13 protein-coding genes are annotated in these 14,862 nt (G+C 66.5%); 9 read left to right on the plus strand and 4 right to left on the minus strand.

The features are described 5' to 3' along the window. The first annotated feature begins 142 nt into the window (after nt 1-142). The 3 genes from E1956_RS01820 (at nt 143) to E1956_RS01830 (ending at nt 4,507) form a co-directional block, all read left to right on the plus strand. Nucleotides 143-1,225 carry a homocysteine S-methyltransferase family protein gene (locus tag E1956_RS01820; protein WP_134746901.1) on the plus strand — a complete coding sequence of 361 codons (1,083 nt, stop codon included), beginning with the start codon at nt 143-145 and terminating at the stop codon, nt 1,223-1,225. A 55-nt stretch (nt 1,226-1,280) separates the two neighbouring features. Next, nucleotides 1,281-4,013 (plus strand): methionine synthase, encoded by a 2,733-nt coding sequence (gene metH / locus E1956_RS01825; protein WP_256377768.1) that lies wholly within the window; start codon nt 1,281-1,283, stop codon nt 4,011-4,013. 266 nt (nt 4,014-4,279) lie between these two features. After that, on the plus strand, nt 4,280-4,507 hold the full coding sequence (locus E1956_RS01830; RefSeq protein ID WP_134746905.1) for an acid-shock protein: 228 nt from the start codon (nt 4,280-4,282) through the stop codon (nt 4,505-4,507). A gap of 168 nt (nt 4,508-4,675) precedes the next feature. Here E1956_RS01830 and E1956_RS01835 read toward each other — a convergent pair whose 3' ends face one another. Further along, nucleotides 4,676-5,002 (minus strand): DUF1840 domain-containing protein, encoded by a 327-nt coding sequence (locus E1956_RS01835; protein WP_043284148.1) that lies wholly within the window; start codon nt 5,000-5,002, stop codon nt 4,676-4,678. A 416-nt stretch (nt 5,003-5,418) separates the two neighbouring features. Between E1956_RS01835 and argS the strand changes: the two genes are divergently transcribed. From argS to E1956_RS01860, 5 genes are all read left to right on the plus strand, one after another. Then, nucleotides 5,419-7,203, plus strand: a complete 1,785-nt coding sequence (argS, locus tag E1956_RS01840) for an arginine--tRNA ligase (protein ID WP_134746907.1) — start codon at nt 5,419-5,421, stop codon at nt 7,201-7,203. A 186-nt stretch (nt 7,204-7,389) separates the two neighbouring features. Continuing rightward, a complete protein-coding gene (locus tag E1956_RS01845) occupies nt 7,390-8,268 on the plus strand; it encodes an SPOR domain-containing protein (RefSeq protein ID WP_134746909.1) in 879 nt (292 codons plus the stop codon). Nucleotides 8,269-8,473: 205 nt separating this feature from the next. Beyond that, the gene (locus E1956_RS01850) at nt 8,474-9,112 is read left to right on the plus strand and encodes a thiol:disulfide interchange protein DsbA/DsbL (RefSeq protein WP_134746910.1); all 639 of its coding nucleotides are present in this window, start codon (nt 8,474-8,476) and stop codon (nt 9,110-9,112) included. A 14-nt stretch (nt 9,113-9,126) separates the two neighbouring features. Beyond that, complete coding sequence (locus tag E1956_RS01855) at nt 9,127-9,912, plus strand: SDR family oxidoreductase (RefSeq protein ID WP_134746912.1); 786 nt, start codon at nt 9,127-9,129, stop codon at nt 9,910-9,912. Nucleotides 9,913-10,149: 237 nt separating this feature from the next. After that, entirely contained in the window at nt 10,150-11,745 is a 1,596-nt protein-coding gene (locus E1956_RS01860) for an ABC transporter substrate-binding protein (RefSeq protein WP_134746914.1), read from the plus strand. Between the two features lie 70 nt (nt 11,746-11,815). On the opposite strand, the gene E1956_RS01865 is transcribed toward E1956_RS01860, so the two are convergent. The 3 genes from E1956_RS01865 to E1956_RS01875 all read right to left on the minus strand — a co-directional run bounded on the left by E1956_RS01865 (nt 11,816) and on the right by E1956_RS01875 (nt 14,409). Continuing rightward, the gene (locus E1956_RS01865; RefSeq protein WP_134746916.1) at nt 11,816-12,955 is read right to left on the minus strand and encodes a glycosyltransferase family protein; all 1,140 of its coding nucleotides are present in this window, start codon (nt 12,953-12,955) and stop codon (nt 11,816-11,818) included. A gap of 27 nt (nt 12,956-12,982) precedes the next feature. Next, a complete protein-coding gene (locus tag E1956_RS01870) occupies nt 12,983-14,116 on the minus strand; it encodes a hypothetical protein (protein WP_134746917.1) in 1,134 nt (377 codons plus the stop codon). A 113-nt stretch (nt 14,117-14,229) separates the two neighbouring features. Then, a complete protein-coding gene (locus E1956_RS01875) occupies nt 14,230-14,409 on the minus strand; it encodes a hypothetical protein (RefSeq protein WP_134746919.1) in 180 nt (59 codons plus the stop codon). A 105-nt stretch (nt 14,410-14,514) separates the two neighbouring features. Between E1956_RS01875 and E1956_RS01880 the strand changes: the two genes are divergently transcribed. Next, the gene (locus E1956_RS01880; protein ID WP_134746921.1) at nt 14,515-14,799 is read left to right on the plus strand and encodes a hypothetical protein; all 285 of its coding nucleotides are present in this window, start codon (nt 14,515-14,517) and stop codon (nt 14,797-14,799) included. Nucleotides 14,800-14,862 lie beyond the last annotated feature (63 nt).

A 14,862-nucleotide genomic window follows, 5' to 3' on the forward strand; every position in this document is an offset into this window, starting at 1 on the left:
GTCCGGCCAGATCGGCGAGCGCGGCGATCGCACGCCATGCACCCGCGCCGCCACGTCAAGCTGCACGCCAGCGCTGCGCCCCGGCTGCCGCTACAATAACGGGTTTCCCAGTCCAATCGGCGCTTTTGCCCGCCCGCCATCCATGAACCAGCCTGCCGAACACGCTTCGCGCCCCGCCGGGGCCGTCCCGGGCGCCACCCCGTACACGCGCGGCGCCGCGCTCCCCGCGCTGCTCGCTTCGCGCATCCTGATCCTCGACGGCGCGATGGGCACGATGATCCAGCGCTACAAGCTCGACGAAGCCGCCTACCGGGGCGAGCGCTTCAAGGACTATGGGCGCGACATCAAGGGCAACAACGAGCTGCTCTCGATCACGCAGCCGCAGATCATCAGCGAGATTCACGAGCAGTATCTCGCCGCGGGCGCGGACATCATCGAGACCAACACGTTCGGCGCGACCACCGTCGCCCAGGACGACTACGGCATGGGCGAGCTCGCCATCGAGATGAACCTCGAATCGGCCAGGCTCGCACGCGCCGCGTGCGACAAGTACTCGACGCCGGATAAGCCTCGCTTCGTCGCGGGCGCCATCGGACCGACACCGAAGACCGCGAGCATCTCGCCCGACGTGAACGATCCGGGCGCGCGCAACGTTACGTTCGAAGAGTTGCGCCGCGCGTATTACGAGCAGGCCAAGGCGCTGATGGACGGCGGCTGCGATTTGTTCCTCGTCGAGACGATCTTCGACACGCTCAACGCCAAGGCCGCGCTCTTCGCGCTCGATCAGTTGTTCGAAGATACGGGCGAGAATCTGCCCATCATGATCTCGGGCACCGTCACCGACGCCTCGGGCCGCATTCTCTCGGGGCAGACCGTCGAGGCGTTCTGGAATTCGCTGCGCCATGCGAAGCCGCTCACGTTCGGCCTGAACTGCGCGCTCGGTGCGGCGCTCATGCGCCCGTATATCGCCGAGCTCGCGAAGCTGTGCGATACCTACGTGTCGTGCTATCCGAACGCGGGCCTGCCCAATCCGATGAGCGACACGGGCTTTGACGAGACGCCCGCGGATACGTCCGGTCTCCTGAAGGAATTCGCGACCGCCGGCCTCGTGAACGTGGCGGGCGGCTGCTGCGGCACCACGCCCGAGCACATTGCCGCGATCGCGAAAGCGCTCGCCGAGATCAAGCCGCGCCGCTGGCCGGGGCAGTATCGCGACGCGGCGTAACGCCATATCGCCATAACGAAACGCCCACACGCCGACTCACCCCGACACTCAGACGATCCGGTCCCACGCCATGACTGACCATACCCTGCGACTCTCCGGCCTCGAACCCTTCAACGTGAACGAAGGGTCGCTCTTCATCAACGTGGGCGAGCGCACCAACGTGACCGGCTCGAAGGCCTTCGCGCGCATGATCCTCAACGGCCAGTTCGACGAGGCGCTCGCCGTCGCGCGCCAGCAGGTCGAGAACGGCGCGCAGATCATCGACGTCAACATGGACGAGGCGATGCTCGACTCGAAAGCGGCGATGGTGCGCTTCATGAACCTGATCGCCTCCGAGCCCGATATCGCGCGCGTGCCGATCATGATCGACTCGTCGAAGTGGGACGTGATCGAGGCGGGCCTGCAGTGTGTGCAGGGCAAGGCGATCGTCAACTCGATCTCGCTCAAGGAAGGCAAGGAGCCGTTCATCCATCACGCGAAGCTGATCCGCCGCTACGGCGCGGCGGCCGTCGTGATGGCCTTCGACGAGCAGGGTCAGGCCGACACCTTCCAGCGCAAGACCGAGATCTGCAAGCGCTCGTACGACGTGCTCGTGAACGAGGTGGGCTTCCTGCCCGAAGACATCATCTTCGACCCGAACATCTTCGCGGTGGCCACGGGCATCGAGGAGCACAACAACTACGCGGTCGACTTCATCGAAGCCACGCGCTGGATCAAGCAGAACCTCCCGCACGCGAAGGTGAGCGGCGGCGTCTCGAACGTCTCGTTCTCGTTCCGCGGCAACGACCCGGTGCGCGAAGCCATCCACACCGTGTTCCTCTACTACGCCATTCAGGCGGGCATGGACATGGGCATCGTGAACGCGGGGCAGCTCGGCGTCTACGCCGATCTCGACCCCGAGCTGCGCGAGCGCGTGGAAGACGTGGTGCTCAACCGCCGCCCTGACTCCACCGACCGTCTGCTCGAGATTGCCGACAAGTTCAAGACCGGTGCCGCGAAGAAGGAAGAGAACCTCGAGTGGCGCAACCAGGAGGTCGAGAAGCGACTCGCGCACGCACTCGTGCTTGGCATCACGAACTTCATTGTCGAGGACACCGAAGAAGCGCGCCAGAAGATCATGGGTGGCGGCGGCCGCCCGATCAACGTGATCGAAGGCCCGCTCATGGACGGCATGAACATCGTCGGCGACCTGTTCGGCCAGGGCAAGATGTTCCTGCCGCAGGTCGTGAAGTCGGCGCGCGTGATGAAGCAGGCCGTCGCGCACCTGATTCCGTTCATCGAGGAAGAAAAGCGTCTGATGGCCGAATCGGGCGCCGACGTGCGCGCGAAGGGCAAGATCGTCATCGCCACGGTGAAGGGCGACGTGCACGACATCGGCAAGAACATCGTTTCTGTCGTGCTCCAGTGCAACAACTTCGAAGTGGTCAACATGGGCGTGATGGTCCCGTGCAACGAGATCCTCGCGAAGGCGAAGGTCGAAGGCGCGGACATCATCGGCCTCTCAGGCCTCATCACGCCGTCGCTCGAAGAGATGGCCTACGTGGCCTCCGAAATGCAGCGCGACGACTACTTCCGCGTGAAGAAGATTCCGCTCCTGATCGGCGGCGCGACCACCTCGCGCGTGCACACGGCCGTGAAGATCGCGCCGAACTACGAGGGCCCGGTGGTGTACGTGCCGGATGCTTCGCGCTCGGTGTCGGTGGCCTCGAGCCTGCTCTCCGACGAAGGCGCGACGAAGTACATCGAAGAACTCAAGACCGATTACGACCGCGTTCGCGAGCAGCACGCCAACAAGAAGGCGCAGCCGATGGTGACGCTCGAAGAAGCGCGCGCGAACAAGACGAAGATCGACTGGGCGAACTTCCAGCCCGTGAAGCCGAAGTTCATCGGCCGCCGCGTGTTCAAGAACTACGACCTGAACGACCTCGCGCAGTACATCGACTGGGGCCCGTTCTTCCAGACCTGGGACCTGGCCGGTCCGTACCCGCAGATCCTCAACGACGAGATCGTCGGCGAGTCGGCGCGCAAGGTGTTCTCCGACGCCAAGTCGATGCTCGCGCGCCTGATCCAGGGCCGCTGGCTCCAGGCCAACGGCGTGATCGCGCTCTTGCCGGCGAACACCGTCAACGACGACGACATCGAGATCTACACCGACGAGTCGCGCACCGAAGTCGCGCTCACGTGGCGCAATCTGCGCCAGCAGTCGGTGCGTCCGGTGGTCGATGGCGTGATGCGCCCGAACCGCTCGCTCGCCGATTTCATCGCGCCGAAGGAGTCGGGCGTGGCCGACTACATCGGCATGTTCGCGGTCACGGCCGGCATTGGCGTCGACGTGAAAGAAGCGCAGTTCCAGAAGGATCTCGACGACTACAGCGCGATCATGCTCAAGGCGCTGGCCGACCGCTTCGCTGAAGCGTTCGCCGAGGCAATGCACGCGCGCGTGCGCCGCGACCTGTGGGGCTACGCGGCCAGCGAAACGCTCGACAACGACGCGCTGATCGCCGAGAAGTATTCGGGCATCCGCCCGGCGCCGGGCTATCCGGCCTGCCCGGACCACCTCGTGAAGCGCGATATGTTCGAGGTCCTGCAGGCCGGCGAGATCGGCATGAGCGTGACCGAATCGCTCGCGATGCTACCGGCGGCGAGCGTCTCGGGCTTCTATCTCGCGCACCCGGACAGCACGTACTTCACGCTGGGCAAGATCGGCCAGGACCAGCTCGCCGACTTTGCGCGCCGCATGTCGCTCTCCGACCAGGATGCGCGGCGCGCGCTCGCGCCGCTGCTCTAAGGCACCGGCAGGCACAGGCCGGGCGCGCCGGAGCGCCCGCCCGGCCCCTGCTCGCGCCGCGCCGGCCCATCGCAAGCATCGCCGGCACGGCCTGACATACGGAAATCGATAGCCTGAATATTTGGCGCACGCGAATTCTCGGCGTTTTTTCGGCTTTGTAAGATGGCCGCGCAGCACCCAAGGCCCAACGCGGCACGCATCGTCCGGCGCCGCGCCGGCTTCATCAGCAAGTCCTTAATAAATTGCCGTCCTCCGGAGAAAATCGTATGAAGAAGCTGATGTTGATGTTGACCGCATTCGGCGTCGCGGCGCTCGCCCAGACGTCGTTCGCCCAGCCGGCATCCCAGCCCGCCGTCGTCCATCAGGAAGCAAGCGCCGTGTCGTCGTATTCGGCGCCCACCCAGAAGCACGTGAAGAAGCCGAAGAAACAAAAGGTCAAGAAGGGCGCCGCCTCGGCTGCGTCCATGGCCGAGCCGGCTGCCGCCAGCCAGTAAGCTGCGCGACGGCGCGCGCCGCAGGGCGCGTGGATCGTGAGCATCAAAGCAAAGAGCCCGCACAGCTAACCGTGCGGGCTCTTTGTTTTTCGGCATGCCGGCCTGGGGGCGCGCTGCCGCCACGCAGAGCCAGCGCGCGACAACGCGCGCTACCTGCTCCGCTACGACTCAAACGCCCCAGAGGACGTCGTTATCTTCCTGCTTCGCGAGGCGCAGCATATCGAGGAACGGAAACGCGCGTTGCGCGAGGCCCGGGGGCAATTCGTGATGGTCGTGGCCTTCCTCGCCTTCGTGGAAATGACCCTCGTGCTCGGCGCGTTCCTTCTTGTCGGTGGCGATGGCGGCTTCGAGCTTGCTGATGGCCGTGTCGAGCTCTTCGTGCGTGATGACGCCGCGCGGACCGAGCCGCTTGCCGATGATGCCGAGGAGGTACTGAGCGAGGTTTTCCAGCATCGTCACGTCTGGCGACGCATGACATTTGAATGTAACCAGCATGTCTGTTTCCCTTTCTGTTTTTTGAGGTCCGCTTTCACTCTCGAGCCCACCACGCGCCGTTGCGGACCGTGCCGCAACCATGACGGGCGCCAGTGGCATCGGCGGCACACCGTGGCGTGCGGCCCAGGCGGGCTTCTCATTGCACATATTAGCACCTGCTAAAATCCGTCTGGACGGAATTACCCGCAGGGCGCGGCGGCGCGCCGGGTGTGCAAAAAACGGTGCCAGGCGCGATGCCGAAACGTCGCCGCCGGCCTTTGCCCGCCTTGCGCGCCGAGGCGCCCGGCAACGCCCGCGCGTGGCCCCGCCCATGAAACGGCTAACCGCACGACAACGCGCACGACGGCGCGCACGCCGGCCACGCCGCCACGGCTGCCAGCCCGCCCCCCATTACCCGCACAGGACCTGCAACAAGCATGCTGCCCGCACAGAAACTCACCCTGGAGACCCTGCTCGCCGACGCCGTCGCCCAGGTCGCCAACGCCACCGAAGGCGCCGCCGAAGCCGCATTCGTCGTGCCCGCCATCGCGCTCGAGCGCCCGAAGGTCGCCGCGCACGGTGACGTCGCCTGCAACGTGGCGATGCAGCTCGCCAAGCCGCTGCGCGCCAACCCGCGCGCGCTCGCGACGCAAATCGTCGATGCGCTCAAGGCGCTGCCCGCCGCCGCCGGCCTGATCGCCGACGCCGAAGTGGCCGGCCCCGGCTTCATCAATCTGCGCCTCACCGCCGACGCCAAGCGCGCCGTGCTCGGCGCCGTGTTTGCCGAAGGCGCCGCGTTCGGCCAATCGCAGCGCGAAGCCGGCAGGCACGTGCTGGTCGAGTTCGTCTCGGCCAACCCCACCGGCCCGCTGCACGTCGGCCACGGTCGCCAAGCCGCGCTCGGCGACGCCATCTCGAACGTGCTCGCCTCGCAGGGCTACGACGTGCACCGCGAGTTCTACTACAACGACGCGGGCGTGCAGATCGGCAATCTCGCGATCTCCACGCAGGCGCGCGTGCGGGGCCTGAAGCCCGGCGACGCGGGCTGGCCCGAAGCGGCCTATAACGGCGAATACATCGCCGACATCGCGCGCGACTACCTCGCGGGCGAGACCGTCGCGGCGAAGGACGGCGAGCCCGTGAAGGGCGCGCAGGATCCCGAGGACCTCGAAGCGATCCGCCGCTTCGCCGTGGCGTATCTGCGCCACGAGCAGGATCTCGACCTGCAGGCGTTCGGCGTGAAGTTCGACCGCTACTACCTCGAATCGTCGCTATACACGGAAGGCCGCGTCGAGAAGACCGTCGAGGCGCTCATCGCCTCGGGCCAGACCTACGAGCAGGACGGCGCGCTGTGGCTCAAGACCACCGACTACGGCGACGACAAGGACCGCGTGATGCGCAAGTCCGACGGCACCTACACGTACTTCCTGCCCGATGTCGCCTATCACGTGACCAAGTGGGAGCGCGGCTTCACCAAGGTCATCAACATCCAGGGCTCGGACCACCACGGCACCATCGCGCGCGTGCGCGCGGGCCTGCAGGCGCTCGGCGTGGGCATTCCGAAGGGCTACCCCGACTACGTGCTGCACAAGATGGTCACCGTGATGCGCGATGGCCAGGAAGTGAAGATCTCCAAGCGCGCGGGCAGCTACGTGACGGTGCGCGACCTGATCGAATGGTCGGGCGGCGCGAACCCGGGCAGCGAAGTCGCGCCCGACCTGCTCGACGAGGCGACCATCCGCCGCGGCCGCGACGCCGTGCGGTTTTTCCTCATCTCGCGCAAGGCCGACACCGAATTCGTGTTCGACATCGACCTCGCGCTGAAGGAAAACGACGAAAACCCGGTCTATTACGTGCAGTACGCACATGCGCGCATTTCGTCGATTCTCGGCGACTGGCAAGGCAAGCACGGCGGCAAGCTGGCCGCGCTGCCCAAGGTCGACCTCGCGCCGCTCGATAGCGAGCGCGCGCTCGCGCTCATCGCGAAACTCGCCGAATTCCCCGACATGCTCACGCATGCCGCCACGGAGCTCGCGCCGCACGCCGTGGCGTTCTATCTGCGCGAACTCGCGGCTGAGTTTCACTCGTTCTACAATGCCGAACGCGTTCTCGTCGACGATGCCGCCGTGCGCGACGCACGCGTCGCGCTGCTCGCGGCCACGCGCCAGGTGCTCGCGAACGGCCTCGCCGTGATCGGCGTTTCGGCGCCCGAGCGCATGTAACACGACTCGCGTGCCGCACGGTGCGCCGGGCGCGCAAGCGCTCCGGTGCGCCGTGTGCGGCAGCACGAGTCAGCGCACGCAGCGACTTACGCAACTGAGCACAAAACCGCGCACGAAGCAGCGCGCGAAGCGACATGTTTGGGGCGCGTCCGCACGCGGACACGCGCCGTTCCAGAATTCTCTTGTTTGCAGGTGATTCAGACGATGGCAAAACCGCGCCGCACTACAAAGCAGCAGTCGAAACAGTCCGGGGGTACCTTTCTCGGTGTCGTGCTGGGCCTGATTGTCGGCCTCGCGATCGCGGTGGTCGTGGCGCTCTACATCACGCGCTCGCCCACGCCGTTCGTCTCGAAGGTCGCGCCGCCCACCGACGCCAGCCAGAGCGAGCAGTACGATCCGAACCGTGTCCTGCAAGGCAAGACGCCGGGCCAGCCCGTGACGCCGCAGGCCGCGCAAAGCACGCCGCCGAATACGGCGCCGGGCCAGACCACGAACCAGTCGCAGTCCTCGGGCATGCTCGAAGAGCCGCAGATCGTCGAAGTGCCGCCGTCGGGCTCCACCGACAACGGTGCGGGCAATGAGGCCAACACTGGGGCCAACAGCGGTGCCAACAGCGCGAACAACAACGCCGGCGCCAACAACGGCGTCGCTGTCGCGCCGCGGCCCTCGACCAACAGCAACGCAACGCCCGCCGCGCCGAAGCCGCAGGCCCCCGCGCAGCAGCTCGCCAACAATCAGCCGCAGAAGGCCCCCAACGCCATCCCGGCGCCCAGCGCGAGCAACATGAAGCCCGCGCAGCCCGGCGCACCCACGGCCACCGACGCCAACACCGGCTACTTCCTGCAAGTGGGCGCGTACAAGACCTCGGCGGACGCCGAGCAGCAACGCGCGCGTCTCGCGTTCCAAGGCTTCGAGTCGAAGGTGACGCAGCGCGACGCAGGCGGCATCACGTATTACCGCGTGCGCATCGGGCCGTTTTCGAAATTCGACGACATGAACTCGACCCGCCAGCGTCTGTCTGACGCCGGTATCGACACCGCTGTCATCCGTTTCACGAAGCAGTAACCGTCGTTCGCCTCGCCTGCGCTGCGCGTGCTGCCCGCCTCGAGCGGCGGCCCGCGGGCACAGGCCTGGCCCGCGGCGCGAGTCCGCACACAACGCAACACGAAGACGCATCCCCAGGACGCAACCTCCGCGCGAGCGCGCACACGACGTACTCGCGCATTGCCAGGCCGGACGCCGCCGGCCCCGTACATTGGAATAACACGCTATGAAACGACTTCTCGGAACGCTTTTGGTCTCGCTCTCGATGCTGGCCGGCGCGGCCCACGCCTCGCCCGCCGCACCCGTCGCCGGCAAGGACTACACGGTCCTCCAGGCCGCACAGCCGCTCGACGTGCCCGCGGGCAAGATCGAAGTCATCGAGTTCATGTGGTACGGCTGCCCGCACTGCAACGAGTTCGACCCGTACCTCGAAGACTGGCTCAAGAAGCAGGGTCCGGACGTCGTGTTCAAGCGCGTGCCCGTGGCGTTCCGCGACGACTTCATCCCGCATTCGAAGATGCTCTACGCGCTCGACGCGCTCGGCCTGACGCAGAAGCTCACGCCGGCCGTCTTCCATGAGATTCACGTGAACAAGGACTACCTGCTCACGCCGGAAGACCAGGCGAAGTTCCTCGCGACGCAAGGCGTCGATCCGAAGAAGTACATGGATGCGTACAACTCGTTCTCGACGCAGAGCTCACTCCAGCGCGGCAAGGCCATGATGGACGCATACAAGATCGAAGGCGTGCCGACCATCGCCATCCAGGGCAAGTACGAGACGGGCCCGGCCGCGACCAACAGCCTGCCGGGCACGCTCCAGGTGATGGATTTCATCATTTCGCAGATCCGCGCCAAAAAGATGTGAGCCCGCGCGCCGGAATGACACAGCCCCTGAAGGTCTTCATCACCGGCGCGTCGAGCGGCATCGGCGCCGCACTCGCCGCCGAGTACGCGCGGCGCGGCGCCATCCTCGGGCTCGTCGCGCGCCGCGCCGACGCGCTCGAGGCCCTTGTCGAGACCCTCAGCCAGTCCCACCCGCAGCCCCCCGTTTCCCTCTATTGCGCCGACGTGCGCGACGCCGATGCACTCGCGGCCGCCGCGCGCGCCTTCATCGCCGAGCACGGCCTGCCCGACGTGGTGATCGCCAACGCCGGCGTGAGCCGCGGTGCGGTGACCGGCCATGGCGACCTCGCGACGTTCCGCGACGTGATGGACACCAACTACTTCGGCATGGTCGCCACCTTCGAGCCGTTCGCCGAAGCGATGGCGCAAGCGCGGCGCGGCACGCTGGTGGGCATCGCGAGCGTGGCCGGCGTGCGCGGGCTGCCGGGCTCGGGCGCCTACAGCGCCTCGAAGGCGGCGGCGTTCGCGTATCTGGAGTCGCTGCGCGTGGAGATGCGGCCATTCAAGGTGAGCGTCGTGACGATCGCGCCCGGCTACATCCGTACGCCCATGACCGCGAAGAACCCGTACCGCATGCCGTTCCTCATGGACGCCGACCGCTTCGCGGCCAAGACCGCCGACGCCATCGCGCGCGGCACGGCCTTCGCGGTGTTCCCGTGGCCGATGCGCGTGGTCGCGGCGCTGCTCGGCGCCCTGCCGCGCTGGCTCTACGACCGCGCGTTCGAGCGCGCCCCGCGCAAGCCGCGCGCCGCCCAGCATTGATCCGCGGACGTTGAGCCGCCGCCGGCTGATCCACCGTAGTTGAGCCACCTCCACTGATCCACCCCGGCGCCCCACTCGGGCGCCGCCCCCACCTGCCGCCCCCCTCGCACGCCTTTGCCCAGAGCCGCCGCGGCGGCTCGCCCGATCGCGCCCTCATATGGGTATGCCGATTATGTTGTTGTCTGCGCAATGTCCCTTCGATAAGCTTGGCCGGCTATAAGGCCAATCGGAGACCCCATGCGCTTCTTCTCGCCCGCTCCCGTGCTCGCCGCCGCGCTCGCCTGCGCGGCCCTGCCCGTGCTCGCGAAACCGCTCACGGTGTGCACGGAATCGAGCCCGGACGGCTTCGACGTCGTGCAGTTCAACTCGCTCGTGACCACCAACGCGTCCGCCGACGTGATCTTCAACTCGCTCGTCACCTACGACGAAGCGCAGAAAAAGGTCGTGCCCGCACTCGCGCAGTCGTGGGACGTGAGCGCCGACGGCCTGACCTACACGTTCCATCTGCGTCCGAACGTGCAGTTCCAGACCACCGAATGGTTCAAGCCCACGCGGCCGCTCACCGCCGACGACGTGGTCTTCACCTTCGGCCGCATGCTCGACCCCGACAACCCGTGGCACAAGGTGGCGGGCGCGAGCGGCTTCCCGCACGCGCAGTCGATGGGGCTCGCGAAGCTCATCAAGTCGGTCGAGAAGGTCGACGCGAACACCGTGAAGATCGAGCTCAACGAGCCGAACGCCACCTTCCTGCCGATCCTCACGATGGGCTTTGCGTCGATCTACTCGTCCGAGTACGCCGACCAGTTGCTCAAGGCCGGCAAGCAGGTCGACCTGAACGCGAAGCCCGTGGGCACCGGCCCGTTCGTGCTCAAGAGCTACACGAAAGACGCCGTGATCCGCTACGACGTCAACCCCACGTACTGGGGCCCCAAGCCCAAGGTGGACCGCCTCATCTACGCGATCACGCCCGACGCCACGGTGCGCGCGCAAAAGGTGAAGGCCGGCGAATGCCAGATCGCGCTCTCGCCCAAGCCCCAGGACGTGGCCGATGCGAAGACCGACAAGGCGCTCAAGGTCGTTCAGACGCCCGCGTTCATGACCGCCTTCGTCGCGCTCAACACGCAGAAGAAGCCGCTGGATAACCCGAAGGTGCGCCTGGCGTTGAACATGGCGTTCGACCGCACGACCTATCTGAAGACGGTGTTCGACAACACGGCCACGCCGGCGACCAACCCGTGGCCGCCCATCACCTGGGGCTACGACAAGTCGATCCAGGCGTATCCGTACGACATCGCGAAAGCGAAGCAACTGCTCGCCGAGGCGGGCGTGCCCAACGGCTTCGCCACGACGATCTGGGTGCGCCCGAACGGCAGCGTCCTGAACCCGAATCCGCGCGCGGGCGCGGAGCTGCTGCAGGCCGATTTCGCGAAGATCGGCGTGAAGGCGGACATCAAGGTGATCGAGTGGGGCGAGCTCATCAAGGAAGCGAAGCAGGGCCAGCACGACACGCTGTTCATGGGCTGGGCCGGCGACAATGGCGACCCCGACAATTACCTCTCGCCGCTCTTTAGCTGCAACGCGGTGAAGTCGGGCATCAACTTCGCGCGCTTTTGCGACCCGCAGCTCGACAAGCTGATCGCCGACGGCAAAGCGACCGCCGACCAGGCGCAACGCGCGAAGGACTATGAGGCCGCGCAGAAGATCATCCACGATCAGGCGCTGTGGATTCCGCTCGGCTATCCCACGGCCGCGGCCATCACGCGTACGAACGTGAGCGGCTATCAGGTGAGCCCGTTCGGGCGGCAGAACTTTGGGAGCGTTGCGGTGCAGTAGTACGGGCAAACTGCACACTTCGCGCTGCACGCGAAAAAATGCCGGGGCATGTCCCCGGCTTTTTTTCGTCTCAAGGCAAGACCGACGTCCCCTTCACAAACCGCTTGAGCGCATCCGCGGCGTGCTGCCACCACAGCATGCCCATGCGCCGGCGCTCGCGCCAGGCGTGATCGTGCAGCGCCACGGCCCGCCATTGCTCCGCATGCGTGCGAAAGCGCGGCACGCCGAAGGTCTCCGGCGCCTCGTACAGATCGAGATACGCGCGCCGGTAATGTGCGACGAGCGTGCGTTCGTCGTAGTGCGTCTCCATCCAGCGGCGCGAAGCCAGCCCGATCTCGTCGCGCAGACGCTTGTCCGCGAGCAGCCCGCGCAGCACGGGCTCCGCTTCCTCGAGCCGCACGTCCACCCAGGGCAGCTCCACCGCGCCCGTCATCGCGCGCAGTTGCGCCTCTACGCGCGCATCGAGATGCCCGATGGTCGGCTTGCCCTGCGAGAGCGATTCGAGCCCGCTCAGGTGGTAGTTGCCGGTCACGCATTCGTCGACGGCCAGCGCCGCGCGCTGCTTCAGACGCAAGCACGCGTCGTGCGGCGTGTTCATGATCGTCTGCACGCGGCACAAGCCACGGCGTTCGAGACGGCGCAGCAGCGCCAGCGTCTGCGGCGCGCCCTTGGTCTCCCAGCGCGTCTTCCAGGCGCTCCGGCCGCCGCTCGGCGCGTAGACGACGATGGGCGGGCCGTCGTCGGCTTCGGGCGCGGGCAGGTAGCGCGCGTCGTGGATCGGCACGAGGTTCGGCACCACGCGCGCGAGCGGATAGTAGCGCTCCGGCCCCTGCGCGATCACGAGCTGCGGCACCGGGTCGGTGATGATGCGCGTGAGCAGATCGGGATCGTGCCGCGCCCACAGCGAGGGCGCGGAGTGATATTGCCGGATGAGCTTGCGCGTGCCGAAGCGGCGCGGCAGATCGGCGCCGAAGGTCGCGTCGAACGAGAAGTACTGGTGCAGGTGGATGACATCGGCGGCGTCGATGGCGGCTAGCGCCTCGTCGCGCTGCGTGCGCCAGTCGATATCGACCGCGAACGTGCGCGCGCCGTAGGCCGACGCGTCGAACACCACGTGGCGCGCCTCGATGTCGGTGTGCCGGTTCAGCGCCGCGACGATGTTGCCGGGGCTGCCCGCCACGGGTGTGTTCGAAATGTGGACGACGCGCATGAGGGTACGGGAACGGTTGCGTGGCGCTCAGGCGAGCGCGGACGCGCGAGCCGGCGTTGGGGCCAGTGTTGCGGCGGCCGCGAAGCCCGGCATGGCTGCGCACGAAGATTCGGGCGCGCAAGCTCGCGCGGGCTCGCCCGCGCACGCGGCGTCTCGCACGAGCGTCTGCCAGCGCAGCTTGCGAAAGATGTCTTCGCCAAGCGCGCTTTCCATCGAGAGGTTGCGCACGTCCACGCCGCGGCGGCCCAGCAGCGCGGATGCGTGCCGAAACGACGGCTCGATGAAGTCGCGGAAGTTTTCGTCGAGATAGCTCGGCTGCATGTTTGACGCCTCCTCGTAAAAGCGCGGCGTGCGCTTTGCGTCGGCCAGGTCGACGCCATGCAGATACAGACGCCTGAAGCCGAGCGAAGCGAGCACCTGCAAGCCCGTATAGGCGACCGTGCGGCCGTCGAAGACGCCGTGCCGGAGGTCGAGGCTGAAGCCGAGCGGCCGCGGCGCATCGAAGAGCGCTAGCGCGCGTGCGTCGTACGCCGCGCGCAGCTCGCCCATGCGCGGCGCGCGGTGGCCGGCGGGAAACAGCATGTCGTCGACGAGAAACACGCGGCAGCGGACGCGTTCGAGGCCGATGCGCTCGGCGATGTGCCAGAGCACGAGCGGCGTGGCGAACAGCGTGAGCGGCTCGCGCACGACGCGCTCGACGAGATCGGGCCGGCTGCGCACGAACCCCGTGTCGACGATGCAGTAGTAGTCGAAGCGCACGCCTTGCCGCTCGGTGAGCGCAATGGCGCCGTTCACGCCGAGCACGCGCGGCATGTGCAGCGCGCGGTAATCGATGAGGTTCACCGAAGGCCCGGTGGCGATGAGGTGGCATTCCTGCCCCGCATCGTGCAGGTCGGGCGCCAGCGCCATCTGGGCGTTGACGCACGCGAGACGGTGCCCGCGTATGCACATGCCGGTGAGCCGCCCCGCTGCGTCGCGTTCGAGCGCCACCCCATGCGCGAAGCGCTCGTTGTGTCGCCACGCGCGCGTATGCGTGTAGCGGTAGAGCAGCTTGAAAAAGGTGTTGCCGGCACGCCTGACCGGCGATGTCGATGCACGCGCACCTTGCTCCGCCTCGACGACAGCACACGACGAGTGGATGGCGTTGCCTTCGGAAACCATCGCTGAACCTTGCAACGAAGCGAAGCCGAAGCTTCGCGTTACGGTAAAGCGCGAGTCTATGTTTTTAACTCGTTACACAGGTTACATACTCTGCAAAACAATATTACCGATACTTACAGGCTGTCTTTCGGCACGCTCGTGCAGCACACGTTACGCGTGCCGGAAATGCGCAACATCTTGCGTCCGGTGAGGACACACATGTTTTTTTCATGAAGCGTTTTTAATTTGTTTTCTGCCCTGTTTTCAGGGCTTTTTCGCTTTTTCGCAATGGCACGCGACAGCGCGACATGCACGCACCGCCTCGTGAGACCGAGACGATTGTTGCAGTTTCGTAATTCATCGCGCCACGGCTCGAATTAGATTGGAGGCGTCCATTCAACGAGCCAAAGGAGACTCGAATGAACGCGAAACTCATTGCCGCACTGGGTGCGGGCGCAACGATTCTCGCCGTCTCGCAAACCGCCACGGCCGGTGTCTCCGTGGGACTCGCGGTTGGCGCGCCGGTGCCGGTCTACGCGGCACCCGCTCCGGTCTATGCTGCGCCGGCCTATGTCGGCTGGCGCGACGACGACCGCCGCTGGGCGTACCACCGCTGGGAAGAACACCGCTGGGACGAGCATCGTTGGGGCCACGACCGCCGCTGGGACGACCGTGATCGCGACTACGGCTATCGCCGCTGGTAAGCGGGTGCATCGAGCGTGTTGAACGCGCGAAACAGCCCGAAAGATGCGCGAACATGCGCGAAT

Origin of the sequence: Paraburkholderia pallida, assembly GCF_004524855.1 — a bacterium.
Lineage (GTDB): Bacteria > Pseudomonadota > Gammaproteobacteria > Burkholderiales > Burkholderiaceae > Paraburkholderia > Paraburkholderia oxyphila.

Coding starts and splice junctions, on each gene's coding strand:
- E1956_RS01820 (WP_134746901.1), top strand. CDS start 143: ATGAACCAGCCTGCCGAACACGCTTCGCGCCCCGCCGGGGCCGTCCCG.
- E1956_RS01830 (WP_134746905.1), top strand. CDS start 4,280: ATGAAGAAGCTGATGTTGATGTTGACCGCATTCGGCGTCGCGGCGCTC.
- E1956_RS01835 (WP_043284148.1), bottom strand. CDS start 5,002: ATGCTGGTTACATTCAAATGTCATGCGTCGCCAGACGTGACGATGCTG.
- argS (WP_134746907.1), top strand. CDS start 5,419: ATGCTGCCCGCACAGAAACTCACCCTGGAGACCCTGCTCGCCGACGCC.
- E1956_RS01850 (WP_134746910.1), top strand. CDS start 8,474: ATGAAACGACTTCTCGGAACGCTTTTGGTCTCGCTCTCGATGCTGGCC.
- E1956_RS01855 (WP_134746912.1), top strand. CDS start 9,127: ATGACACAGCCCCTGAAGGTCTTCATCACCGGCGCGTCGAGCGGCATC.
- E1956_RS01860 (WP_134746914.1), top strand. CDS start 10,150: ATGCGCTTCTTCTCGCCCGCTCCCGTGCTCGCCGCCGCGCTCGCCTGC.
- E1956_RS01865 (WP_134746916.1), bottom strand. CDS start 12,955: ATGCGCGTCGTCCACATTTCGAACACACCCGTGGCGGGCAGCCCCGGC.
- E1956_RS01870 (WP_134746917.1), bottom strand. CDS start 14,116: ATGGTTTCCGAAGGCAACGCCATCCACTCGTCGTGTGCTGTCGTCGAG.
- E1956_RS01880 (WP_134746921.1), top strand. CDS start 14,515: ATGAACGCGAAACTCATTGCCGCACTGGGTGCGGGCGCAACGATTCTC.